The 22,273-nt window shown below is 66.6% G+C and carries 23 protein-coding genes; 15 read left to right on the top strand and 8 right to left on the bottom strand.

Going from position 1 to position 22,273, the window contains the following annotated elements:
- Positions 1–8: 8 nt before the first annotated feature.
- From KF796_03650 to KF796_03665, 4 genes are all read left to right on the top strand, one after another.
- Positions 9–809: a DUF2145 domain-containing protein gene (locus KF796_03650; protein ID MBX3585717.1), complete on the top strand. Its 801-nt coding sequence runs from the start codon at positions 9–11 to the stop codon at positions 807–809.
- An 86-nt stretch (positions 810–895) separates the two neighbouring features.
- A complete protein-coding gene (locus KF796_03655; GenBank protein ID MBX3585718.1) occupies positions 896–1,981 on the top strand; it encodes a serine endopeptidase in 1,086 nt (361 codons plus the stop codon).
- The gene (locus tag KF796_03660; GenBank protein ID MBX3585719.1) at positions 1,978–2,658 is read left to right on the top strand and encodes a hypothetical protein; all 681 of its coding nucleotides are present in this window, start codon (positions 1,978–1,980) and stop codon (positions 2,656–2,658) included. The genes KF796_03655 and KF796_03660 overlap by 4 nt, the downstream gene beginning before the upstream one ends.
- Positions 2,659–2,838: 180 nt before the next feature.
- Complete coding sequence (locus tag KF796_03665) at positions 2,839–3,261, top strand: hypothetical protein (protein ID MBX3585720.1); 423 nt, start codon at positions 2,839–2,841, stop codon at positions 3,259–3,261.
- 17 nt (positions 3,262–3,278) lie between these two features.
- Here the strand turns inward: KF796_03665 and KF796_03670 are convergent, their stop codons facing one another.
- From KF796_03670 to queA, 4 genes are all read right to left on the bottom strand, one after another.
- Positions 3,279–4,061, bottom strand: coding sequence for a distant relative of cell wall-associated hydrolase (locus KF796_03670; protein ID MBX3585721.1), 783 nt, complete (start codon positions 4,059–4,061; stop codon positions 3,279–3,281).
- A gap of 70 nt (positions 4,062–4,131) precedes the next feature.
- Positions 4,132–4,563 (bottom strand): hypothetical protein, encoded by a 432-nt coding sequence (locus tag KF796_03675; protein ID MBX3585722.1) that lies wholly within the window; start codon positions 4,561–4,563, stop codon positions 4,132–4,134.
- Positions 4,564–4,639: 76 nt separating this feature from the next.
- Positions 4,640–5,806, bottom strand: coding sequence for a tRNA guanosine(34) transglycosylase Tgt (tgt, locus tag KF796_03680; protein ID MBX3585723.1), 1,167 nt, complete (start codon positions 5,804–5,806; stop codon positions 4,640–4,642).
- Positions 5,807–5,845: 39 nt separating this feature from the next.
- A complete protein-coding gene (gene queA / locus KF796_03685) occupies positions 5,846–6,901 on the bottom strand; it encodes a tRNA preQ1(34) S-adenosylmethionine ribosyltransferase-isomerase QueA (GenBank protein MBX3585724.1) in 1,056 nt (351 codons plus the stop codon).
- A 71-nt stretch (positions 6,902–6,972) separates the two neighbouring features.
- Between queA and recG the strand changes: the two genes are divergently transcribed.
- From recG to ubiA, 5 genes are read left to right on the top strand one after another with little or no spacing between them, the layout of a single operon-like run.
- Positions 6,973–9,048 carry an ATP-dependent DNA helicase RecG gene (gene recG, locus KF796_03690; protein MBX3585725.1) on the top strand — a complete coding sequence of 692 codons (2,076 nt, stop codon included), beginning with the start codon at positions 6,973–6,975 and terminating at the stop codon, positions 9,046–9,048.
- Between the two features lie 3 nt (positions 9,049–9,051).
- Positions 9,052–10,014: a LysR family transcriptional regulator gene (locus tag KF796_03695; protein MBX3585726.1), complete on the top strand. Its 963-nt coding sequence runs from the start codon at positions 9,052–9,054 to the stop codon at positions 10,012–10,014.
- Positions 10,015–10,053: 39 nt separating this feature from the next.
- A complete protein-coding gene (locus KF796_03700) occupies positions 10,054–10,530 on the top strand; it encodes a hypothetical protein (protein ID MBX3585727.1) in 477 nt (158 codons plus the stop codon).
- A 43-nt stretch (positions 10,531–10,573) separates the two neighbouring features.
- Positions 10,574–11,476 (top strand): Dyp-type peroxidase, encoded by a 903-nt coding sequence (locus tag KF796_03705; protein ID MBX3585728.1) that lies wholly within the window; start codon positions 10,574–10,576, stop codon positions 11,474–11,476.
- Positions 11,477–11,487: 11 nt separating this feature from the next.
- Positions 11,488–12,345, top strand: coding sequence for a 4-hydroxybenzoate octaprenyltransferase (gene ubiA / locus KF796_03710; GenBank protein ID MBX3585729.1), 858 nt, complete (start codon positions 11,488–11,490; stop codon positions 12,343–12,345).
- Positions 12,346–12,379: 34 nt separating this feature from the next.
- On the opposite strand, the gene KF796_03715 is transcribed toward ubiA, so the two are convergent.
- The 4 genes from KF796_03715 to KF796_03730 all read right to left on the bottom strand — a co-directional run bounded on the left by KF796_03715 (position 12,380) and on the right by KF796_03730 (position 16,025).
- Positions 12,380–12,736: a hypothetical protein gene (locus KF796_03715; protein MBX3585730.1), complete on the bottom strand. Its 357-nt coding sequence runs from the start codon at positions 12,734–12,736 to the stop codon at positions 12,380–12,382.
- 55 nt (positions 12,737–12,791) lie between these two features.
- Positions 12,792–13,616 (bottom strand): pyrroline-5-carboxylate reductase, encoded by an 825-nt coding sequence (locus KF796_03720; protein ID MBX3585731.1) that lies wholly within the window; start codon positions 13,614–13,616, stop codon positions 12,792–12,794.
- 113 nt (positions 13,617–13,729) lie between these two features.
- A complete protein-coding gene (glpK, locus tag KF796_03725; protein ID MBX3585732.1) occupies positions 13,730–15,223 on the bottom strand; it encodes a glycerol kinase GlpK in 1,494 nt (497 codons plus the stop codon).
- Positions 15,224–15,263: 40 nt separating this feature from the next.
- On the bottom strand, positions 15,264–16,025 hold the full coding sequence (locus tag KF796_03730; protein MBX3585733.1) for a DeoR/GlpR transcriptional regulator: 762 nt from the start codon (positions 16,023–16,025) through the stop codon (positions 15,264–15,266).
- A 160-nt stretch (positions 16,026–16,185) separates the two neighbouring features.
- On the opposite strand from KF796_03730, the gene KF796_03735 reads away from it, so the two are divergent.
- The 6 genes from KF796_03735 to KF796_03760 all read left to right on the top strand — a co-directional run bounded on the left by KF796_03735 (position 16,186) and on the right by KF796_03760 (position 22,179).
- A complete protein-coding gene (locus KF796_03735; protein MBX3585734.1) occupies positions 16,186–17,259 on the top strand; it encodes an ABC transporter ATP-binding protein in 1,074 nt (357 codons plus the stop codon).
- Position 17,260: 1 nt separating this feature from the next.
- A complete protein-coding gene (locus tag KF796_03740) occupies positions 17,261–18,337 on the top strand; it encodes an ABC transporter ATP-binding protein (GenBank protein MBX3585735.1) in 1,077 nt (358 codons plus the stop codon).
- On the top strand, positions 18,334–19,230 hold the full coding sequence (locus KF796_03745; GenBank protein ID MBX3585736.1) for a sugar ABC transporter permease: 897 nt from the start codon (positions 18,334–18,336) through the stop codon (positions 19,228–19,230). The genes KF796_03740 and KF796_03745 overlap by 4 nt, the downstream gene beginning before the upstream one ends.
- Positions 19,223–20,035 (top strand): carbohydrate ABC transporter permease, encoded by an 813-nt coding sequence (locus KF796_03750; protein MBX3585737.1) that lies wholly within the window; start codon positions 19,223–19,225, stop codon positions 20,033–20,035. The genes KF796_03745 and KF796_03750 overlap by 8 nt, the downstream gene beginning before the upstream one ends.
- A 12-nt stretch (positions 20,036–20,047) precedes the next feature.
- A complete protein-coding gene (locus KF796_03755; GenBank protein MBX3585738.1) occupies positions 20,048–20,356 on the top strand; it encodes a DUF2160 domain-containing protein in 309 nt (102 codons plus the stop codon).
- Between the two features lie 92 nt (positions 20,357–20,448).
- The gene (locus KF796_03760; protein ID MBX3585739.1) at positions 20,449–22,179 is read left to right on the top strand and encodes a carbohydrate ABC transporter substrate-binding protein; all 1,731 of its coding nucleotides are present in this window, start codon (positions 20,449–20,451) and stop codon (positions 22,177–22,179) included.
- Positions 22,180–22,273 lie beyond the last annotated feature (94 nt).

The following is a 22,273-nucleotide window of genomic DNA, read 5'->3' on the forward strand; positions in this document are numbered from 1 at the left end:
GGCTGGCGATGAAGCTCATCCAACGGGTGGCGGTGTGGCTCGCGGCCCTGATGCTCGCGGGGGCTGCGCACGCGGGCCGCCCCTGCGAGGCGGGAAAGCCCACGGCGCAGACCATCGTGCAGGGCCTGACGCTGGCCGAACGCACGCTGAAGGCGCTGGACGCCGAATACGCACGCTCGGGTACCCAAGTGGTGGTGCTGGCCCGGGCTGGCCAAGACCTCGGCAAGTATGGCCTGCACTGGTCACACCTGGGCTTTGCCTACAGGACGCCCGAGGGCGCGTGGCGTGTGCTGCACAAGCTCAACCAGTGCGGCACGGCCGAGTCCGCGATCTACCGCCAGGGGCTGGGCGAATTCTTTCTGGATGATCTGTGGCGCTACGAGGCCGCCTGGGTGGTGCCCGCGCCGCCGGTGCAGGCGCGGCTGCTGCCGCTGCTGCTGGATGAGCCGCGCGCGCTGCGCCTACATCGCAAGCCTTACAGCATCGTGAGCTATGCGTGGGGCCAGCGTTACCAGCAGTCCAATCAGTGGGCCATCGAGACGCTGGCCGCCGCGATGGATCCGACCATCAGCACGCGCGACGCCGCCCAGGCCTGGCTGAAGTTCAAGGGCTACCAGCCCACCCCGCTCAGGCTGGGGCCGCTCACGCGGCTGGGCGGGCGGCTGGGCGCCGCCAATGTGGCGTTTGACGACCACCCGCCGGCCAAGCGCTTCAGCGACCGCATCGAGACCGTGACCGTGGACTCGGTGTTTGCCTGGTTGCCGCGCGCGGGTCTGGCAGGGGTTCCGGCCCGTTTGGCCGTCCAGTAGGTGTTTTGTATACTGTTTATGCTCCCGGCCCGCGACTACCCTGCACCAGCTGCTACAAAATCAATAGCGAACTTGAGGAGAAGTCATTGAGCAAATCCCTGCGTCTGTCTGAAAAATGGTTCCGCCGCGGCCTCTGGCTGGTGGCGCTGGTGTTTGCCGGTTTCCTGATCGGGCTGGGCGGCACCGTGGTGGGGGACCTGCCCAAGGTCGAGAAACGCCTGCTGCTCGATGACTTCATCGACCAACCTGCGGCCAGCCAGTTGCGCGCCGACATCAAGGCCGCCAACCGCGCCAACGAGGAGGCGCGCTCCGCGCTGGAGCAGGCGCGGCTGAAGCTGCAGGTGGCCCGTTCCGATTCGGCGGCGGCCCGCGAGACCTTCAACAACTGGCTGGCCACGCGGCGCGCGACCCAGCTGGCCGCGCAGGACCCGGAGCTGATCGAGCGCACCCGCGCGCTCGACGGCCTCAAGCAGGCCGAGCGAACGGCCCAGTCGGCCGTGGAGCAGCAGGAGCAGCGCGCGCTGGATGCGCGCCAGGCCGAGGCCAGGGCCCGGCGCACCCTGGGCGAGCTGGAACGCGACGCGCAGCAGCGGCTCAACGCCGAGGCGCGCAAGACCGAGCTGCGGGTGTTCCTGTACCGCCTTGCGCTCACGCTGCCGCTGCTGGCGGTGGCGGGCTGGCTGTTCGTGAAGAAGCGCAAGGGCACTTACTGGCCGTTTGTGTGGGGCTTCATCTTCTTCGCGCTGTTTGCGTTCTTTGTGGAACTGGTGCCCTACCTGCCCAGCTATGGCGGCTATGTGCGCTACATCGTGGGCATTGGCGTGACGGCGCTGGTGGGGCGCTATGCCATCCTGGCGCTCAACCGCTACCTGGAGCGGCAAAAGCAGGCCGAACTGCTGCCCGATGCCCAGCGCCGCGAGGAGCTGAGCTACGACGTGGCGCTGGCCCGGCTGGCCAAGGGCGTATGCCCGGGCTGCGAGCGGCCTGTGGACCTCAAGAACGAGGCCATCGATTTCTGTCCGCACTGCGGCATTGGCCTGCATGACCATTGCGGCCATTGCGGCACGCGCAAAAATGCCTTTTCGCGGTTTTGCCACGCCTGCGGCAGCAGCGCCGGCGAGGCCCTGGTGCCACCCCCATCCACCTCTGCAACGGAAGGAGTCCAGGCGTGACCACAGCCGCCGGCGCACTCGCCAAGCTTCGCAACGACCCGGCCAGCTTTCTGGCCAATTACTTCCTGATCAATGAACGGGCCATGCACCAGTCCGGGCCCACGCAGTACTGGCTGGGGGCTCTGGGCTACGTCAACCTGCAGGGGCAGACGGTCTTTGACCGCACCCCCCGGCCCGGGTCCATCCTGGGCACCTGGCGCATGCACAACTCCAAGAACTTCAAGTTCGCGCGCAACCAGGGGGCTGTGGTGGGCGTGACGGCGCCGGCCATGGTGTGGCACGTGGACGTGGTGGGCGCCGCGGCCATCAACGTGGCTGCCATCCCGTCGTTGCAGGTCAGCCGCGTCGGCGGCCCGGACATCATGGTCACCACGCTGCTCAATGGCTGCACCTTTGCCTGCGAAGCCCGGGTGAATGATGTGCTGATGGCCCATGTGCAGCCCACTGGCACCACGGCCGCCCTGCTGGAGGCCAATGTCATTGCCAATGGCGCCCTGGCCAATGGCGGGGCCGTCGGCTCGCTGACCGCGTTTGGCGGCAACCTGGGCTACAACCCCGGCGCCAGCGACGTCACCATCGTGGGCGTGCGCACCAACGGCGCGTGGGCGCTGTATGCCCAAATCCACCCGCGCAACCAGCGCGCCATCACCCAGGTGGTGAATTTTTTCAACGGGTGAGTTGGTGTTGGAGATAGGTTTGGTATCTTATGGTGAGACTATTGGTCTAAGAATTTGATATTTGAGGTGTAATTTGCCACTTTCGAAGACCGCGCAGACACACTGCGCCCACAAGCATGTGCTTGGGTTATCGGAAATCAAATGACATTTCACTTTTCCCGTTTCGTGGCATTTCGCAAGATGGCAGGGGTCGGCGCCCTGGTGGCTGTGACTGCCGGGTTGGCCGGCTGTTATGTGGTGCCCACCTACCCCGCGCCTGGCTACCCGCCTGTGGCCCATGTGCCGGCGGCGCCACCGGCTCCGGTCACCTTTGCCGCGCGCCTGTACCCGGCCAACGACGCGGCGGCGGCTTACGGCATGGTCAGTGCCGTGGTCACCAATGACCTGAACGGGCGCGGCACCTTCAGCACCAGCATCAACGGCGAAAGCTTCACCGGAGAGGCCACGCGCGTCGTGGGCTCCTCGCGCGAGGGCGTGGCCAACGGCTCGGGCAACCGCGGCAGCTATATCAACTGCCGCTACCAGATGAACTCCGCCACGCTGGGAATGGGCTCATGCCGACTGTCCAACGGCGCGCAGTTCACCATGCACGTGGGTGGCTGAATCGGGGCGGTTGCCGCTCAGCTTCCGGCCGCGGTGGCGGCAACCACCACCGGGGGCGCCTTCAGGTGCCCGACGTACTGCAGTGTCTGGTGAATCCGGATCGAGGGCACGTCGCCCTCGCGCATGTGCAGCAGGTCATCCGGGGTGATGAGGCGGGGGTCCGCATCGGTCAAGGGCAGCCCCGCGTTGCGAAAGGCCTCGAGCACCAGTTGCGAACAGAAGAACTGGTCATTGCGGCCCAGCCCCAGCTGGACGGCCGCAATGCCCCGGATGCAGAAGTCCCGCACCAGCCCCGGCACCAGCGGCAGCTCGCACACGCGGCGCTCGACCGCGAAAGGCGCCTGCAACATCACGCCCACGTAGTTGTATTTGCGGCCGATGTGCTCTGCCACAAAGGCTTCCATCCGATCCGCGTGCGCCTCGGTGACCGCGGGATGCCTGAACGCGACGACGGTGGCCTCCTCGGCCACCAGATCCGTGAGCTTGCGGCGGCGGATGCCTGCTCCGACTGCTTCCACCACCGAGGCATCGCCCAGATAAAGGGCCGCGTGGCTGACGGGGGACAGGGTCAGCAGTCGGATGCCCATTGAATTGACGCCGTTGTCGGCCGTGAGGATGATGTCGCCCTGCCGCAGGTCGGCTGCCTGCACAAGTTGCCCGCCATTGGCCGGGTTGAGCGCCTTGTCCTGGATGCCCAGCACGGGCTTGCCCGGCGTTGCTCCGGTGTTCAGGTCGGTTGCGCAGCCTGCCAGGGATGCGGCGGCGCAGCAGACAGCAATTTGAGCGAGCAAGCGGTTCATCGGTCTCCCCCGGGGTCTTGTGGATGCGGCAGTGTAGTCAAGTCGCAGAGCGGCCCGGCGCCGGGGCGCGTCACCGCCCGCGCCAGCGCCGCTCGATCACCCGGGCCACGCGCCAGGGCCATGACGCCCGCACCTGGGCCATGAGGGCGTCCTTCCAGGCCACCCAGCGGTCGTGCAGCCGGGCGAACCAGGCCAGTTGCATGAGGGCCGGACGGGTCAGGGTGAACAGCCGGGCCACGATGGCGGTACCCACCACCTTGGCCGCCAGAATCACCAGCGTGCCCCACACCGCATGCCCCTGGCCGATCAGCCAGAGTGCAACAAGCTTGACCGGAATCAGCGAGAGGCTGGGCAGGGCGAACAGGGCCAGGGCCCCATACGGCGGCAGCGCTGCGATCCAGGCCTCGGCCTGCCGGAAACCGGGCCATTGACCCAGACGCGCCAGTGCGCGCTGCAGCGGCTCCCAACCCCACTCCTCAAACAGGAGCAGCAGGGCCAGCAGCCATTTCAAAGGCCACAGCAGTTTGCGCAGCAGGGAGTTCAAAGCTTGCTTCAGGGCAGCCGCCCCATCCGGAAGATCAGATGCCGCGCGCGCGGTCCTGGCGGAACTGGTGGGCGAATGCGGTAAACGTACCCGCATCCAGCGCCTCGCGGATCTCGCGCATCAGGTTCAGGTAGTAGTGCAGGTTGTGGATGGTGGCCAGCATGGGGCCCAGCATCTCGCCGCAGCGGTCCAGGTGGTGCAGGTAGGCGCGGCTGAAGCCTTCGCGGCCGCCATCGTTCCACGCCAGGGCGGCGGTGCCTGCGCAGGCGTGGCAGGTGCAGCTCGGGTCCAGTGGCTGCGGGTCGCTCTTGTGGCGCGCGTTGCGGATCTTCAGGTCGCCGTAGCGGGTGAACAGCGTGCCGTTGCGCGCGTTGCGCGTGGGCATCACGCAGTCAAACATGTCCACGCCGGCTTCCACCCCGGCCACCAGGTCTTCGGGGGTACCCACACCCATCAGGTAGCGTGGCTTGTGGGCCGGCAGGCGGTGCGGTGTGTGAGCCATGATGCGCAGCATCTCGTCCTTGGGCTCGCCCACGCTGACGCCGCCCACGGCGTAGCCAGGGAAGTCCATCTCCACCAGCCGGGCCAGCGACTCTTCGCGCAGGTTCTCGAACATGCCGCCCTGCACGATGCCGAACAGCGCATTGGGGTTCTCCAGTCGCGCAAATTCAGCCTGGCAGCGCCGGGCCCAGCGCAGGCTCAGTTCCATGGAACTGCGGGCCTCGCGCTCGGTGGTGATGTGGCCCTTGACCTCGTAAGGCGTGCATTCGTCAAACTGCATGACGATGTCACTGTTCAGCGTGGTCTGGATCTGCATGCTGATCTCGGGCGTGAGGAACAGCTTGTCACCGTTCACGGGGCTGGCGAACTTCACCCCTTCCTCCGAGATCTTGCGCATCTCGCCCAGGCTCCACACCTGGAAGCCGCCGCTGTCCGTGAGGATGGGCTTGCTCCATTTTTCAAACGCATGCAGCCCGCCGAACTGCGCCATCACGTCCAGCCCGGGGCGCATCCACAGGTGAAAGGTGTTGCCCAGAATGATCTGCGCACCCATCTCTTCCAGGCTGCGCGGCATCACGCCCTTGACCGTGCCATAGGTACCCACAGGCATGAAGATGGGCGTTTGCACCACGCCGTGGTTGAGGGTGAGCGTGCCGCGGCGGGCCAGGCCCTCGGTCTTGAGCAGGTCGAACTTCAGCATGGCGGGGATTGTCCCAGAAGGGGTGAGCGCGGCACCGGCTCAGGCCGGCGGTGCGGCGCGGTCCAGCAGCATGGCGTCGCCATAGCTGAAGAAGCGGTAGCGCTGGGCGATGGCGTGGCGGTACAGGTCCATCACCCGCTCATGGCCCGCCAGGGCACTGACCAGCATCATGAGGGTCGACTTGGGCAGGTGGAAGTTGGTGATCAGCCGGTCCACCACGGCAAACCCGAATCCGGGCGTGATGAAGATGCTGGTGTCGCCAGTGGCCTGCCCGCTGCGGGCCCATGACTCCAGTGTGCGCACGGTGGTGGTGCCCACGGCCACGACCTTGCCGCCACGCGCGCGGCAGGCGGCCAGCGCGGTGGCCGTGGCGTCCGGCAGGTTGTACCACTCGCTGTGCATGCGGTGGGCGCCGAGGTCTTCGGTTTTCACGGGCTGGAAGGTGCCGGCGCCCACGTGCAGGGTCACGCTGGCGCGCTGCACCCCGCGAGCGTCCAGGGCCGCGAGCAGGGCTTCATCGAAGTGCAGCGCCGCCGTGGGCGCGGCCACGGCGCCGGGGTGGCGCGCAAAGACGGTCTGGTAGCGGCGCTCGTCCTCGGCCGAGTCGGCATGGGTAATGTAGGGCGGCAGCGGCACATGCCCGTGCCGCTGCATCAGCTGATGCGGCTCGTCGCTGAACGCCAGCCTGAACAGCGCACCGTCTTCATCGGGCCAGCGGCCGAGCAGCGTGGCGCGAAAGCCCGACTCGCCGGCCCGGCCCCCGCCCATGCGCAGCACGGTGCCCACGGGGGGCTTCTTGCTGGTCTTCATGTGCGCCACCACTTCGTGGCCTGGCAGCACCCGCTCCACCAGCAGTTCCACCTTGCCGCCGGTGGGCTTTTCGCCGAACAGCCGGGCCTTGATGACCTGGGTGTCGTTGAACACCAGCAGGTCGCCGGGGTTCAGCAAGGTGGGGAGTTCGCGGAAGATGCGGTCTGCCGGGGTGCTTCCCGTTCCATCGAGCAGGCGTGAGGCGCTGCGTTCGGCGGCCGGGTGCTGGGCCACGAGGTCTTCGGGCAGGTGAAAGTCGAAATCGCTGAGCGTGAAATGGCGCATGCTGCTTGAGGGCTGGACTGAACCCGTGCCAAGTGAAAGAAGAGAGGGAGGAGACAGGGCAGAATTGTCCCATGCCCGAAAAGCAGGAACTGTCCGCCCCGCAGAAGGCCCTGCTCAAGCTGGGTCTGGCGCGCGACATTGACCTGGCCCTGCACCTGCCGCTGCGCTACGAGGACGAAACCCGCATCGTCCGGCTGCGCGACGCGCGCGAGGGCGACACCGTGCAGATCGAGGCGACGGTGACCCACAGCGAGATTGCGTTTCGCCCGCGCCGCCAGTTGCTGGTGACGGTGGACGACGGCAGTGACACCTGCGTGCTGCGCTTCTTCAGCTTCTACCCTTCGCAGCAAAAGGCGCTGGCCGTGGGCACGCGGCTGCGCGTGCGCGGTGAACTCAAGGGCGGCTTTCTGGGCTGGACCATGATGCACCCGTCGTTCAGGCCCGCTGGAGGTGAACTGGCCACCGCGCTCACGCCGGTCTACCCCACCGTGGCCGGGTTGCCGCAGGCCTACCTGCGCAAGGCCGTGCTGGGCGGTCTGGCCCGGGCCGACCTGACCGAGCTGCTGCCCGCAGGCGCAAGCCAAAGTGCCCCGCAGCCCTTGTGGGGCCTGCATGAAGCGCTCTCTTTTTTGCACCACCCGGCGCCCGATGTGTCGCTCGCCACGCTGGAGGACCGCAGCCACCCGGCCTGGCAACGGCTCAAGGCCGAAGAGCTGCTGGCCCAGCAGCTGTCGCAACTGCAGAGCAAGCGCGAGCGCGCGTTGTTGCGGGCGCCGGCCCTGACGGCGGGGGCGGCCGGATTGCATGAGCAGTTGCTCGCGGCCCTGCCGTTCCAGCTCACCACCGCGCAGCGCCGCGTGGGCGAGGAAATCGCCCGGGACCTGGGCCGTCCGGTGCCCATGCACCGCCTGCTGCAAGGCGATGTGGGCTCGGGCAAGACCGTGGTGGCGGCGCTGGCCGCGGCCATTGCCATTGACGCGGGCTGGCAGTGCGCGCTGATGGCCCCCACCGAAATCCTGGCCGAGCAGCACTTTCGAAAGCTCATTGGCTGGCTGGAGCCCCTGCTGGCGCCGCGCGGCCTGCGGGTGGCCTGGCTCACGGGCAGCCAGAAGAAGAAGGAGCGCGCGGCCATGCTGGCGCTGGTCGAAAGCGGCGAGGCCGCGCTGGTGATTGGCACGCACGCGGTCATTCAGGACCAGGTGCGGTTTAAAAACCTCGCCCTGGCCATCATCGACGAGCAGCACCGCTTTGGCGTGGCGCAGCGCCTGGCGCTGCGCGGCAAGATGCGCGAACAAGGCCAGGAGCCCCATCTGCTGATGATGAGCGCCACCCCGATCCCGCGCACCCTGGCCATGAGCTATTACGCCGACCTTGACGTGTCGACACTGGACGAGCTGCCGCCGGGCCGCACACCCATCGTGACCAAGGTGATCTCCGACCACCGCCGCGACGAGGTGATCGCGCGCATCCGTGCCCAGCTGGCCCAGGGCCGGCAGGTGTACTGGGTCTGCCCCCTGATCGAGGAAAGCGAGGCGCTGGACCTGACCAATGCCACCCAGACCCACGCGGACCTCAGCGCGGCGCTGCAGGACGGCGTGGCGCCGGTGATGGTGGGCCTGTTGCATTCGCGCATGCCCGCGGCCGAGAAAAAAGCCGTCATGTCGCTGTTCACCGGCGGGCAGATGGGCGTGCTGGTCAGCACCACGGTGATTGAAGTCGGGGTGGACGTGCCCAACGCCTCGCTCATGGTGATCGAACATGCCGAGCGCTTTGGCCTGAGCCAGTTGCACCAGCTGCGCGGCCGCGTGGGCCGGGGCGCGGCGGCCTCGGCCTGTGTGCTGCTGTATTCGACTGGCGACAGTCCGCGCCTGGGCGAGACCGCGCGGGCCCGGCTGAAGGCCATGGCCGAGACCCCCGACGGCTTCGAGATCGCGCGGCGCGACCTGGAAATCCGTGGCCCGGGCGAGTTTCTGGGGGCCCGCCAGTCGGGCGCGCCGCTGCTGCGCTTTGCCGATCTGGCCACCGACACCGACCTGCTCGAATGGGCCCGCGCACTGGCCCCCGAGATGCTCGACCGGCATGCCGAAAAGGCCAGGCAACACGTGGCCCGGTGGTTGGGGGGAAAATCGGAGTATCTGAAAGCCTGATCCATGACGTTGACCGAACTCAAATACATCGTGGCCGTGGCCCGCGAGAAGCACTTTGGCAAGGCGGCCGAAGCCTGCTTTGTCTCGCAGCCCACGCTCTCGGTGGCGATCAAGAAGCTCGAGGACGAGCTCGAAGTCAAGCTGTTCGAGCGCAGTGCCAACGAGGTCACGGTCACGCCGCTGGGCGAGGAGATCGTGCGCCAGGCCCAGAGCGTGCTGGAGCAGGCCGCCAACATCAAGGAAATCGCCAAGCGGGGCAAGGACCCGCTGGCCGGCCCGCTGCGCCTGGGCATCATCTACACCATTGGCCCCTACCTGCTGCCCGACCTGGTGCGCCAGGCGATTGCGCGCACGCCGCAGATGCCGCTGATGCTGCAGGAGAACTTCACCGTCAAGCTGCTGGAGATGCTGCGCACCGGCGAGATCGACTGCGCCATCATGGCCGAACCCTTTCCCGATACCGGGCTGGCCACCGCCGCCCTGTACGACGAGCCGTTCATGGCGGCCGTGCCCAGCACCCACCCGCTGGCCGCGCGCAAGAGCGTGACGGCCGAAGGACTCAAGAAGGAAACCATGCTGCTGCTGGGCAACGGCCATTGCTTTCGCGACCATGTGCTTGAGGTCTGCCCCGAGTTCGCGCGCTTTTCCAGCGACGCCGAGGGCATCCGCAAGAGCTTTGAGGGCTCTTCGCTGGAAACCATCAAGCACATGGTGGCAGCCGGCATGGGCGTGACCCTGGTGCCGCGCCTGTCGGTGCCCAAAGAAGCGCTGGACCCGAAGAAGCGCAAGAAGGACGAAGACGCCCATGTCAAGTACCTGACCATCGACGACGAGCAGGGCGGCGGGCCACCCACGCGCCGCGTGGTGCTGGCCTGGCGGCGCAGCTTCACGCGCTACGAAGCCATTGCCGCGCTGCGCAACGCCATTTATGCCTGCGAGCTGCCCGGCGTGACCCGGCTGTCCTGAAACCGGCGCCTGGCGCCAAGAGATGAAACGGAGTTCCCCATGAATCGCAAACCCCTTCTGGCGCTGGTTACGGCGCTCGGGATGATGGCCAGCGCCGCGCAGGCCGGTCCGGTGGAAGACGCCTTTGGCGAGTTCATTGCACGCCTCAAGAGCGCGGGGCAACGGATCAACGCCGTGGTGCCCGGCTTGCTGGGCCAGCGCGTGGCTGAGCCCTATGTCATGAACCGGGTCGACAACCTGCCTCTGGCCAGACTGTCGGTGGTGGTGTTTGTCTCCAGCAATTGCCCGGACTGCCTCGCGGCGGTGCAGGACGCGCGGGCCGTGACAGCCGTCAACGTGGAAGTCATGGACGTCTCCAGCAGCGGGCTGGCCCGTGAGGCCTTTGCCATGACGCATGCCTCGGGCCTGCCCGCCACCATGGCCGGCACCCAGATCCTGGTGGGCCGCCAGCCGACCATGCTGGCGTCCATGCTGGGCGCCGCGGGCATGGGTCCGCCGCCGCCGGTCCCCAACTGATCCATCCCGCCAATTTCCGATCGTTCACGGAGTCTGCCTGCCGATGAAGAGCGCCCAACCCGGCATCCTGCAAGCCGTGCCGCCCGAAGGCCGGTACCTGTTTTATTCGCTCTCGCAACCATCGGCGCTGGCCGGGGCCCTTCAGCGGCTCGCGCCCCTGGCCGGAGCGGGCGACGGCGGGGTGGTCGTGGGCCTGGGGCCCGCCACCGTGGCGGCGCTTGGGCGCCATGTGCCGGGCCTGCGCGAGATGCCCGACCTGTCGGGCCATGGCGTGACCGTGCCGACCTGGCCGGTGGCGCTGTGGTGCTGGCTGCGCGGCAGCGACCGCGGCGATCTGGTGCTGCTGACGCACCGGCTGGATTTGGCGCTGGCGCCGGCCTTTCAGCCGGGGCTGGTGGTGGATGCCTTTCGCCATGGCGAAGGCCCCAACGGCCATGGCCGTGACCTCACCGGCTACGAGGATGGCACCGAGAACCCTGAGGGTGAGGCCGCGGTGGCGGCCGCGCTGGTGCAGGGAGCCGGCGAGGGCCTGGACGGCTCGAGCTATGTGGCCGTGCAGCAATGGCTGCACGACTTCGCGGCATTCGAGCGCCTGCCGCCCGCGGCGCAGGACAACGCCGTGGGCCGCCGCCGTGCCGACAACGAGGAGCTTGAGGACGCCCCCGAATCGGCCCACGTCAAACGCACGGCGCAGGAGAGCTTTGAGCCCGAGGCCTTCGTGCTGCGCCGGTCCATGCCCTGGTCCGCCGGCGGCAAGGCCGGCCTGATGTTCGTGGCCTTTGGTGGCTCGCTCGATGCGTTCGAGGCCCAGATGCGGCGCATGGCCGGGCACGACGACGGCATCACCGATGCACTGTTCGGCTTTTCGCAGCCCGTCAACGGGGCCTACCTGTGGTGCCCACCGGTGCGCGATGGGCAACTGGACCTGAGGGCCGTGGGGCTGTGACGGCGCCGGACTTGCGCGGGCGCTTCGCGCTGTACCTGGACCTGATCCGCTGGAACCGGCCCGCCGGGTGGTTGCTGCTGCTGTGGCCCACGCTGAGCGCGCTGTGGGTGGCCGCCCATGGCTGGCCGGGCTGGCATCTGGTGGCGGTGTTCACGCTGGGCACCATCCTCATGCGCAGCGCGGGCTGCTGCATCAATGACGTGGCCGACCGCGAGTTCGACCGGCATGTCAAGCGCACGGCCGAGCGTCCGGTCACGTCCGGCAAGGTGTCGGTCAAGGAGGCGCTGGCCCTGGGCGCGGTGCTCGCGTTGCTGGCGTTCGGCCTGGTGCTGACCACCAACGCGGTGACGGTCGGCTGGTCGTTCGCCGCGCTGGCGGTGGCGCTGGTCTATCCCTATGCCAAGCGTTTCGTCGCCATGCCCCAGGCGGTGCTGGGGGTTGCGTTCAGCTTCGGCATTCCCATGGCCTTTGCCGCGGTGCAGTCGCGGGTGCCGGCGCTGGCCTGGCTGCTGCTGCTGGGCAACCTGTTCTGGGTGCTGGCCTACGACACCGAATACGCCATGGTCGACCGCGATGACGACCTGCGCATCGGCATGAAAACCTCGGCCATCACGCTGGGCCGCCTCGACGTGCCCGCGATCATGGGTTTTTATGGGGTTTATCTGTCAATATGGGCTGTAGTCCTTGCTGGGCGGCCACTGAGCGCTATATTTTATGTAGCAATTGGGGTGGCCGCGGCGCAGGCTCTGTGGCACTGGACCCTGATTCGCGAGCGCACGCGCGAGGGCTGCTTCAAGGCCTTCCGGCTCAACCACTGGGTCGGTTTCACGGTGTTCGCGGGCATCGCGCTCGACTACCTGGCGCGATAAAAAAGCCGCCTTGCGGCGGCTCGGGCAACGGGGTTCAGGCCGCCTTGGCCGACGCCTTTTTCCGGGCGGCGGGCGAGGTCTTGCCGGCCTTGCCTTTTTTGGCCACCTTGGTTTTGTGGACCTTGCGCTTGCTGGCGGTGGCCTTGCCCTTCTTGCTCTTGCCGGCCGTTGCCTTGGCGTGCCGGGTTTTGCCGGGCTTCTTGCTCGCCTTGGCTGTCTTGGCGGGCGATGCGGGGGCCGCCGACTGCGCCGTGGATTTGGCCGAGGCCGCCGCGGGCACCAGCACCAGGGGGCTGGCCAGCAAGGCGGCGGTGATGAGGGCGCTGACGAGTTTTTTCATGGTGCGTTTCTCGCGGTCGGGGGGGAAGGCGTTGGGGGCGCCGGTGTTCATGAAACGTGCTGCACCGCCCGGGCGTTGACGGCGGAGGGTGCCTTGCCCGCTGCGGTCAGGCCGCGCCAAACTCGTTGCCAAGCTCGCCCGCGCGCACGCAGGCCGCGTGCATGGCCTTGCGGAACAGGGCATCCACGCCGTCCTGCTGCAGGGAGGTGATGGCGGCGTAGGTGGTGCCGCCCTTGGAGGTGACACGCTCGCGCAGCAATTGCGGCGGGTCGTCCGAGGCGCGTGCCAGTTCGGAGGCTCCCACAAACGTGCCCACGGCCAGCCGGTGGGCCTGCTCGCGCGACAGGCCCATTTCCACGCCGGCGGCAGTCATGGACTCCAGAAAGAAAAACACATAGGCCGGGCCCGAGCCCGACAGGGCGGTGACGGCGTCCAGCTGCTCCTCGGCCTGGACCCAGAGGTGCTCCCCGGTGGTGGCGATCACGCGCTCGACCAGGGCCTTGTCGGCGGCCGTCACATCGGGCCGCGGATAGAGCGCGGTCATGCCCTTGCCCACCAGCGCGGGGGTGTTGGGCATGGACCGCACGATGCGGCCCGTGCCCAGCCAGTGGGCAATGCTGTCGCTGCGGATGCCGGCCGCCACGCTCAGGTGCAGGGCGCCTGCGGTGTGGGCGCGCGCCTGCGAAGCCGCCTCGCTGAAGGTCTGGGGCTTGACGGCCCAGACCACGAGCTGGGTCCGCGCCAGTGCCGGGCCAGGGCTTGGCTCGGCGGCAATGCCAAACTGCGCCTGCAGTTTCTCGCGGGTGGGCGCAAAGGGCTCGACCACCTTGATCTGCGCGGCAGGCATGCCCTGCTTGATGAGGCCGCCGATGATGGCGCTGGCCATGTTGCCGCCGCCGATGAAGGCGATGGGGGGATGAGTGTCTGCCATGCTGCTGGGTCGATGTGGTGAGTTGGAGGAGGCGGCCGGGCCCGGCCAGCGCGCCGCATGCCGGTATTGTCGCCCGAGCCGGTCCACGCTGTGACCGGGGCCGGTCTGGCGCCTCAGGGCAGCGCGGCCTGCCGCACCGCGTGCTCCCAGGTGGCCATCAATTCGCCGGCGCGTGATTTGTCCAGCGTGGGCAAGAAGCGGCGCTCGGCACGCCACAGGTCCGACAGCTCGGCGGTGCTGGCATAGACGCCCGTGGCCAGTCCGGCCAGGTAGGCCGCGCCCAGCGCCGTGGTTTCGACCACGGCGGGACGGATCACCGGGATGCCCAGCAGGTCGGCCTGGAACTGCATCAGCAGGTCGTTGACGCAGGCGCCACCATCGACCCGCAGCTCGCCGACCGGCGCAGCGCCGGCCGCCACCGCGTCGCGGCTCATGGCCTGCAGCAGCGCGGCGCTCTGGTAGGCAATGCTTTCAAGCGCGGCGCGCGCGATATGGGCCACCGTGGTGCCGCGGGTCAGGCCGGTGATGGTGCCGCGTGCATCGGGCATCCAGTAAGGCGCGCCCAGGCCGGTGAAGGCCGGGACCATCATCACGCCGCCCGAGTCGGGCACGCTTTCGGCCAGGGCCTGTACCTGCGCGCTGCTCTGGATCGCATGCAGTCCGTCGCGCAGCCACTGCACCACGGCGCCCCCCACAAACACGCTGCCTTCCAGCGCGAACTCGGTGCGGGCCGTGGTCTGGGCCGCCGAGGTGGTGATGAGTCCGTTCTGCGAGGTCTGGAACCGGTTGCCGGTGTGCATCAGCATGAAGCAGCCGGTGCCATAGGTGTTCTTGGCCATGCCCTCGCGAAAGCAGGCCTGGCCGAACAGCGCGCTTTGCTGGTCGCCGGCCACGCCGCCAATCGGGATCGCGTGGCCGAGCAGGCTGGCCTTCACATCGCCGAAGTGGGAACTCGACGCCTGGACCCGGGGCAGCAGGGCGGCCGGAATGTCCAGCGCCTGCAGCAGATCGGCGTCCCAGTCGTTGTGGTGGACGTTGAACAGCATGGTGCGTGAGGCGTTGCTCACGTCGGTGACATGCACGGCGCCGTCGGTCAGCTGCCAGATCAGCCAGCTGTCCACGGTGCCAAAGGCCAGCTCGCCGGCTTCGGCCTGCTGGCGCACGCCGGGCACGTTGTCAAGAATCCATTTGAGCTTGGTGCCCGAGAAGTAGGCGTCGATCAGCAGGCCGGTCTTGGCCTGGATGGTATCGGCCAGCCCGCGCTCGCGCAGCGCCGCGCAGGTGGGCTCGGCGCGCCGGTCCTGCCAGACGATGGCGTGGTGCACCGGCTTGCCGGTCTTGCGGTGCCAGACCACCGTGGTCTCGCGCTGGTTGGTGATGCCGATCGCGCGGATGTCGCGCGCTTGCAGGCCCGCCTTGGCCAGCGCGTCGCGGGCGGTGGCGAGCTGGGTCTGCCAGATGGCCAGGGGGTCGTGCTCCACCCACCCGGGCTGGGGGTAGATCTGTGGCAATTCCTGCTGGGCCACCGCGACGATGTGCCCGCCGGCATCGAACACGATGCTGCGGGAGCTGGAGGTACCCTGGTCAAGCGCGAGGAGGTAGGTCATGGCGGTGATTCTGGCAAAAGGTCGGGAGCGGTTGCAGGCCTCAGGCCACCTGGCACTCGACCTGGGCTTCGGCGAGCAAGGTCGAAAAAGGCTCGGGCGGGGCCGCGTCGGTGAAAAACCGGTCGATCTGGGACAGGGTGGCCAGTTCCACCATCGCCGGGCGGTTGAACTTGCTGTGGTCGGCGGCCAGCCAGACCTCGCGCGAGTGGGCAATGATGGCTTCGGCCACCTTGACCTCGCGGTAGTCGAAGTCGCGCAGGGACCCATCGGCCTCGATGCCGGAAATGCCGATCAGGCCGATGTCCACCTTGAACTGGCGGATGAAGTCCACCGCCGCTTCGCCCACGATGCCGCGGTCGCGTGAGCGCACGACGCCGCCAACCACGATGACCTCGCAGGTGGTGTTGCCACTGAGGATGGCCGCCACGTTCAGGTTGTTGGTGATCACGTGCAGGCCCTTGTGGCGCATCAGCTCGCGGGCCACCGCTTCAATGGTGGTGCCGATGTTCAGGATCAGCGAGCAGTCGTTGGGAATCCGGGCCGCGATGGCCCGCGCGATGCGCACCTTGCCATCGTGGTTCAGGGATTCGCGCTGCTGGTAGCCGATGTTCTCGATGGTCGAGCTGGGCACCCGCACGCCGCCATGGAACCGGGTTAGCAGCCCCGCATCGGCCAGGCGCTGCACGTCGCGCCGCACGGTTTGCAAGGTGACGCCCAGCTGGTCGGCCAGTTGTTCAACAGAAACCGAGTTCTGCGCGCGGACCATGTCCAGCAAGGTGAGTTGACGGGGGTTGGAGTTCACGGATGTCACTTTTGAGACGGTGACCGACTTTAAATCGAAACAAAAAGAACATTCTTAGGGTAATTACGGGCGAAAAAAAATCACAAACGAACAAAAATCGAGCGTAATCGAAAGTTACATGTGTTCCTGTGAGTACTCTTGATGGACCGGAGGGTGTGAGATGCAGTTGACCCTGGAGGGGATCAGCAAACGGGTGGGTTCCCAGAACTGGCTCTACGAAATGAGCCTCGCGCCGCAGCCCGGCGCGGTCACCGTGCTGCTGGGTGCGACCCAGGCGGGCAAGACCAGCCTGATGCGCATCATGGCGGGGCTGGACGTGCCCAGCCGGGGCGCGGTGCGCGTCGACGGCGTTGATGTGGTCGGGGTGCCGGTGCGCGAACGCAATGTGGCCATGGTCTACCAGCAGTTCATCAACTACCCCTCGATGCGGGTGCGCGACAACATCGCGTCGCCCATGAAGCTTCGCGGCGAGCCCGACGCGGCGCAACGCACCGTGGCACTGGCCGAGAAGCTGCACATCGAGATGTTTCTTGACCGCTATCCGTCCGAGCTGTCGGGTGGCCAGCAGCAGCGGGTGGCCCTGGCCCGCGCGCTGGCCAAGGGAGCGCCGCTGATGCTGCTGGACGAGCCACTGGTCAACCTCGACTACAAACTGCGTGAAGAGCTCCGGGAGGAACTGGGCTCCCTGTTTGCCACGGGCGACTCCACCGTGATTTACGCGACGACCGAGCCTGGCGAGGCCTTGCTGCTCGGAGGCTACACCGCCGTGCTCGATGCCGGAGAGCTGCTCCAGTACGGGCCCACGGCCGAGGTGTTCCATTCACCGCGTTCGCTGCGCGTGGCGCGTGCCTTCAGCGACCCGCCCATGAACCTGGTGGGCGCGGTGGCGGCGCCTCAAGGGGTGCGCATGAATGCCGGTCCGGCTCTGCGCCTGGACCTGCCGCCAGTGTCCAGTCCGCAGCTGACGCTGGGCATCCGGGCCAGCGCGCTGCGGGCCATCCCGCGCGAGGGCGATGTCGCCCTGGCCGGCAAGGTGGAACTGGCCGAAATATCGGGATCCGACACCTTCCTGCACGTGGCGACCGCCGCGGGCGAACTGGTGGCGCAGCTGACCGGCGTGCGCTACTACGACATCGGGGCGGACATCACGCTGCATGTGCACCCCTCGCATGTGTACGTGTTTGACGCGGCGGGCGACTTGCTGATGGCCCCCGTGCGGCCGAGGAGGACCTGAGATGGCGCGCATTGAACTGGACCTCGCCCACTCCTACAAACCGCTTCCCCAGGTGGACGCCGACTACGCGCTGCTGCCGCTGCACATGACCTTCGAGGACGGGGGCGCCTACGCGCTGCTGGGTCCGTCCGGCTGTGGCAAGACCACCATGCTCAACATCATCTCGGGCCTGCTGGCGCCCTCGCAGGGTCGCGTGCTGTTTGATGGGCAGGAGGTGACCCGCAAGACACCGCAGCAGCGCAACATCGCGCAGGTGTTCCAGTTCCCGGTGATCTACGACACCATGACCGTGGCCGAAAACCTGGCGTTTCCGCTACGCAACCGCCGCGTGCCGGAGGACCAGATCCGCAAGCGGGTCGGTGAAATTGCCGAGATGCTGGAAATGAGCGACCAGCTGGACCAGCGGGCGGCCGGGCTCGCGGCCGATGCCAAGCAGAAGATTTCGCTTGGCCGCGGCCTGGTGCGCCCGGATGTCTCGGCCGTCCTGTTCGACGAGCCGCTGACCGTGATCGACCCCCATCTCAAGTGGCAGCTGCGGCGCAAGCTCAAGCAGATTCACCACGAACTCAAGCTGACGCTGATCTACGTGACCCATGACCAGGTGGAGGCGCTGACTTTTGCCGACGAAGTTCTGGTGATGACCCGGGGGCGCACCGTCCAGGTGGGCAGTGCCGACGCCCTGTTCGAGCGGCCCCAGCACACCTTTGTGGGGCACTTCATTGGCTCGCCCGGGATGAATTTCCTGGCGGCGCGGGCGGTCGGCGGCGGCCGCGTTGAAGTAGGCGGGCAAACGCTGACGCTGCCGGGCAAGGCGTTGCCCGAGGGCGACCTGAAACTCGGCGTGCGGCCCGAGTACGTGGCCCTGGCGCTCGAGGGGGAACCCGGCGCGCTGCCGGTGACGGTCACGCAGGTGCAGGACGTGGGGACGCATTTCATGCTCACCGCCAATGCTGATGGTCAGACCCTCAAGGCGCGCCTGGCGCCCGAGGCCGAAGTGCCGCGCGCCGGCGCCGCCACCTGGCTGCAGGTGGTGGGCGAACACACCTGCTTTTACAGGAATGAGGAGCTGCTGCCATGAGCACCACCACCAAACCGGTCAACCAGAAGGCCTGGTGGCTGATCCTGCCGGTCATCATCTGCGTGGCGTTCTCGGCCATCCTGCCGCTCATGACCGTGGTGAACTACTCGGTGCAGGACATCATTTCGCCCGAACGGCGCGTGTTTGTCGGCACCGAATGGTTTGCCGCCGTGATGCGCGACGAGGAGCTCCATTCGGCCCTGTTGCGCCAGCTCACGTTCTCGCTGGCGGTGCTGCTGGTCGAAATCCCTCTGGGCATCATGCTGGCGCTGTCCATGCCGGCGCAGGGCTGGAAGTCGTCGGCCGTGCTGGTGGTGGTCGCGCTGTCGCTGCTGATTCCCTGGAACGTGATTGGCACCATCTGGCAGATATTTGGCCGGGCCGACATTGGTCTGGGCGGCGGGATGCTGCAGAAGATGGGGTTTGACTACAGCTATACCGGCAATGCCACCCATGCCTGGGTCACGGTGCTGGTGATGGATGTGTGGCACTGGACGCCCCTGGTCGCGCTACTGTGCTTTGCCGGCCTGCGTTCCATTCCCGATGCCTATTACCAGGCGGCCCGCATCGATGGCGCGTCCAAGCTGGCGATCTTTCGCTACATCCAGCTGCCCAAGATGCGCGGCGTGCTGATGATCGCGGTGCTGCTGCGGTTCATGGACAGCTTCATGATTTACACCGAACCCTTCGTGCTGACCGGGGGCGGTCCGGGCAATTCGACCACCTTTCTCAGCCAGTACCTCACGCAGAAGGCGGTGGGCCAGTTCGACCTCGGGCCGGCGGCCGCGTTCTCGCTGATCTATTTCCTCATCATCCTGCTGCTGTGCTTCATCCTCTACAACTGGATGCAGCGCGTCGGCACCGCCAGCAAGGAGGGCGTGGGCCATGAATGAGCGTCGTTTCCAGAAGCGGACCCTGTTCCTGTTCGTGTACCTGTTGTTTGCCGTGCTGCCCATCTACTGGATGGTCAACATGAGTTTCAAGACCAACGAGGAGATTCTTTCCCACTTCTCGTTTTTTCCCCAGCACTTCACCTGGGCCAACTACCAGACGATCTTCACCGACCCATCCTGGTATTCGGGCTACATCAACTCGCTGATTTATGTGGCCATCAACTCGGTCATCTCCATCACGGTGGCGTTGCCCGCGGCCTATGCGTTCTCGCGCTACAGCTTCCTGGGCGACAAGCATGTGTTCTTCTGGCTGCTGACCAACCGGATGACGCCGCCCGCGGTGTTCCTGCTGCCCTTCTTCCAGCTCTACACCACGGTGGGGCTGATGGACACGCACATCGCCGTGGCGCTGGCCCATCTGCTGTTCAACGTGCCGCTGGCGGTCTGGATCCTGGAAGGCTTCATGAGCGGCATCCCGCGCGAGATCGACGAGACGGCCTACATCGATGGCTATTCGTTCCCCCGCTTCTTCATCACCATCTTCCTGCCCCTGATCAAGGCAGGGGTGGGTGTGGCGGCCTTTTTCTGCTTCATGTTCAGCTGGGTGGAACTGCTGCTGGCGCGCACGCTGACCAGCGTCAATGCCAAGCCGATCGTGGCCACCATGACGCGCACCGTGTCGGCGTCGGGGATGGACTGGGCGACGCTGGCCGCGGCGGGCGTGTTGACCATCGTGCCTGGCGCCATCGTGATCTGGTTTGTGCGGCATTACATCGCGAAGGGTTTCGCGATGGGTCGCGTCTGAGGAGCGGTTGAGATGTTTACCTGGATGGCATGGACCACGCCGGTCGCCGTGTTTTTCACCTGCATTGTGCTGATGCTGGTCGGGATGACGGTCTGGGAGATCAAGTCGCCGACCACGCTGCGCCGCGGCTTCCTGCCGCTGGAGACGACGCGCGGCGACCGGCTTTTCATTGGCCTGCTCGCGGCGGCCTACCTCAATCTCGCGTTTGTGGGGGTGAGCGGCTGGCTGGCGCAGTGGCTGGGGCTGGAGACCGACCCCTCGGTATGGATCAGCTTCGTGGCCTCGATGGGGCTGTTGGTCTGGATCATGCGCAAAGGGTAGGCGCGGTGATTTGAGTATCCAGCCCGTTGCTTCCCCCGGGCTGGAGGAATCTTGCAGTATCCCCGGGGAGGAGATCATTTAGGAGACAAGACATGAAGATGCGTTACACGGCGCTGGCGTTGGCCGCGGCAATGGTTGCCGGACACGGCGCCTGGGCGGGCGAACCGGAAGCCAAGAAGTGGATCGATGCGGAATTCCAGCCCTCGACCCTGTCCAAGGACAAGCAGATGGCCGAGATGAAATGGTTCATCGACGCGGCGAAGAAGCTGCAGGCCAAGGGCGTGAAGGAAATTTCGGTGGTTTCAGAAACCATCACCACGCATGAGTACGAGAGCAAGACGCTGGCCAAGGCGTTTGAGGAGATCACGGGCATCAAGGTCAAGCACGACATCATCCAGGAAGGTGACGTGGTGGAGAAGCTGCAGACCTCCATGCAGTCGGGCAAGTCGATCTATGACGGCTGGATCAGCGACTCCGACCTGATCGGGACCCACTACCGCTACGGCAAGATCATGGCCCTGTCCGACTACATGACGGGAGCGGGCAAGGAGTTCACCAACCCCGGCCTGGACGTCAAGGACTTCATTGGCACCAGCTTCACCACCGCCCCGGACGGCAAGCTCTACCAGCTGCCCGACCAGCAATTTGCCAACCTGTACTGGTTTCGCGCCGACCTGTTTGCGCGACAGGACCTCAAGGACAAATTCAAGGCCAAGTATGGCTATGACCTTGGCGTGCCGCTCAACTGGAGTGCCTACGAGGACATCGCCGCGTTCTTCAGTGAAGACGTGAAGAACATCGACGGCAAGCCGATCTATGGCCACATGGACTACGGCAAGAAGGATCCCTCGCTGGGTTGGCGCTTCACCGACGCCTGGCTGTCCATGGCGGGAACCGCCGACATCGGCATCCCCAACGGCATGCCGGTGGATGAATGGGGCATTCGCGTCGCCGCTGACAAGTGCACGCCAGTCGGGGCGTCGGTGTCACGCGGTGGTGCAACCAATTCTCCGGCCGCTGTGTATGCGCTGACCAAGTATGTGGACTGGATGAAGAAGTACGCGCCCAAGGAAGCCAGTGGCATGACCTTTGGCGAGGCTGGCCCGGTGCCCGCCCAGGGGCAGATTGCGCAGCAGATCTTCTGGTACACCGCATTCACAGCCGACATGGTCAAGCCGGGGCTGCCCGTGGTCAACGCCGATGGCACGCCGAAATGGCGCATGGCCCCGGGTCCGAACGGCCCCTACTGGAAGCAGGGCATGCAAAACGGCTACCAGGACGTGGGCTCGTGGACCTTCTTCAAGGACCACGATGCCAACAAGACCGCCGCGGCCTGGCTCTACGCTCAGTTCGTCACCAGCAAGACCGTGTCGGCCAAGAAGTCGGCCGTGGGTCTGACTTTCATCCGCGAAAGCGACATCCAGCACGACTACTTCACGCAGAACGCCAAGAAATTCGGCGGCCTGATCGAGTTCTACCGCAGCCCCGCGCGCGTGGCCTGGACGCCGACCGGCACCAATGTGCCGGACTACCCGAAACTGGCGCAACTGTGGTGGAAGAACGTGGCGGTTGCCGTGACGGGTGAAAAGACCCCGCAGGCTGCCATGGACAACCTGGCCGAGGAGATGGACCAGGTGATGGCACGGCTTGAGCGCGCGGGCATGGCGCGGTGCGCTCCCAAGCTCAACAAGAAGGAAGACCCCAAGAAGTGGTTGAGCGACAAGGGCGCGCCGTGGGCCAAGTTGGCGAACGAAAAGCCCAAGGGCGAGACCATCGCTTACGATACCCTGCTGAATGCGTGGAAAGCTGGCAAGGTGCGTTGAGGCAGGAGCATGAAACCTCGTGTTTCATGCCTGGCCGTGTGCGCGAGTCCCGCACACGGCCATCAATTCTCGAAGCAACAGGCGCTGGGCACGG

Source organism: Ramlibacter sp. (assembly GCA_019635435.1).
In the GTDB taxonomy this organism is placed as follows: domain Bacteria; phylum Pseudomonadota; class Gammaproteobacteria; order Burkholderiales; family Burkholderiaceae_C; genus JAHBZM01.

Excerpts from the sequence above, each read along its gene's own strand:
- KF796_03650 (MBX3585717.1), top strand. The coding sequence starts at position 9 with ATGAAGCTCATCCAACGGGTGGCGGTGTGGCTCGCGGCCCTGATGCTC.
- KF796_03665 (MBX3585720.1), top strand. The coding sequence starts at position 2,839 with ATGGCAGGGGTCGGCGCCCTGGTGGCTGTGACTGCCGGGTTGGCCGGC.
- KF796_03670 (MBX3585721.1), bottom strand. The coding sequence starts at position 4,061 with ATGAACCGCTTGCTCGCTCAAATTGCTGTCTGCTGCGCCGCCGCATCC.
- tgt (MBX3585723.1), bottom strand. The coding sequence starts at position 5,806 with ATGCTGAAGTTCGACCTGCTCAAGACCGAGGGCCTGGCCCGCCGCGGC.
- queA (MBX3585724.1), bottom strand. The coding sequence starts at position 6,901 with ATGCGCCATTTCACGCTCAGCGATTTCGACTTTCACCTGCCCGAAGAC.
- recG (MBX3585725.1), top strand. The coding sequence starts at position 6,973 with ATGCCCGAAAAGCAGGAACTGTCCGCCCCGCAGAAGGCCCTGCTCAAG.
- KF796_03695 (MBX3585726.1), top strand. The coding sequence starts at position 9,052 with ATGACGTTGACCGAACTCAAATACATCGTGGCCGTGGCCCGCGAGAAG.
- KF796_03700 (MBX3585727.1), top strand. The coding sequence starts at position 10,054 with ATGAATCGCAAACCCCTTCTGGCGCTGGTTACGGCGCTCGGGATGATG.
- KF796_03705 (MBX3585728.1), top strand. The coding sequence starts at position 10,574 with ATGAAGAGCGCCCAACCCGGCATCCTGCAAGCCGTGCCGCCCGAAGGC.
- KF796_03715 (MBX3585730.1), bottom strand. The coding sequence starts at position 12,736 with ATGAACACCGGCGCCCCCAACGCCTTCCCCCCCGACCGCGAGAAACGC.
- KF796_03720 (MBX3585731.1), bottom strand. The coding sequence starts at position 13,616 with ATGGCAGACACTCATCCCCCCATCGCCTTCATCGGCGGCGGCAACATG.
- glpK (MBX3585732.1), bottom strand. The coding sequence starts at position 15,223 with ATGACCTACCTCCTCGCGCTTGACCAGGGTACCTCCAGCTCCCGCAGC.
- KF796_03735 (MBX3585734.1), top strand. The coding sequence starts at position 16,186 with ATGCAGTTGACCCTGGAGGGGATCAGCAAACGGGTGGGTTCCCAGAAC.
- KF796_03740 (MBX3585735.1), top strand. The coding sequence starts at position 17,261 with ATGGCGCGCATTGAACTGGACCTCGCCCACTCCTACAAACCGCTTCCC.
- KF796_03745 (MBX3585736.1), top strand. The coding sequence starts at position 18,334 with ATGAGCACCACCACCAAACCGGTCAACCAGAAGGCCTGGTGGCTGATC.
- KF796_03750 (MBX3585737.1), top strand. The coding sequence starts at position 19,223 with ATGAATGAGCGTCGTTTCCAGAAGCGGACCCTGTTCCTGTTCGTGTAC.
- KF796_03755 (MBX3585738.1), top strand. The coding sequence starts at position 20,048 with ATGTTTACCTGGATGGCATGGACCACGCCGGTCGCCGTGTTTTTCACC.
- KF796_03760 (MBX3585739.1), top strand. The coding sequence starts at position 20,449 with ATGAAGATGCGTTACACGGCGCTGGCGTTGGCCGCGGCAATGGTTGCC.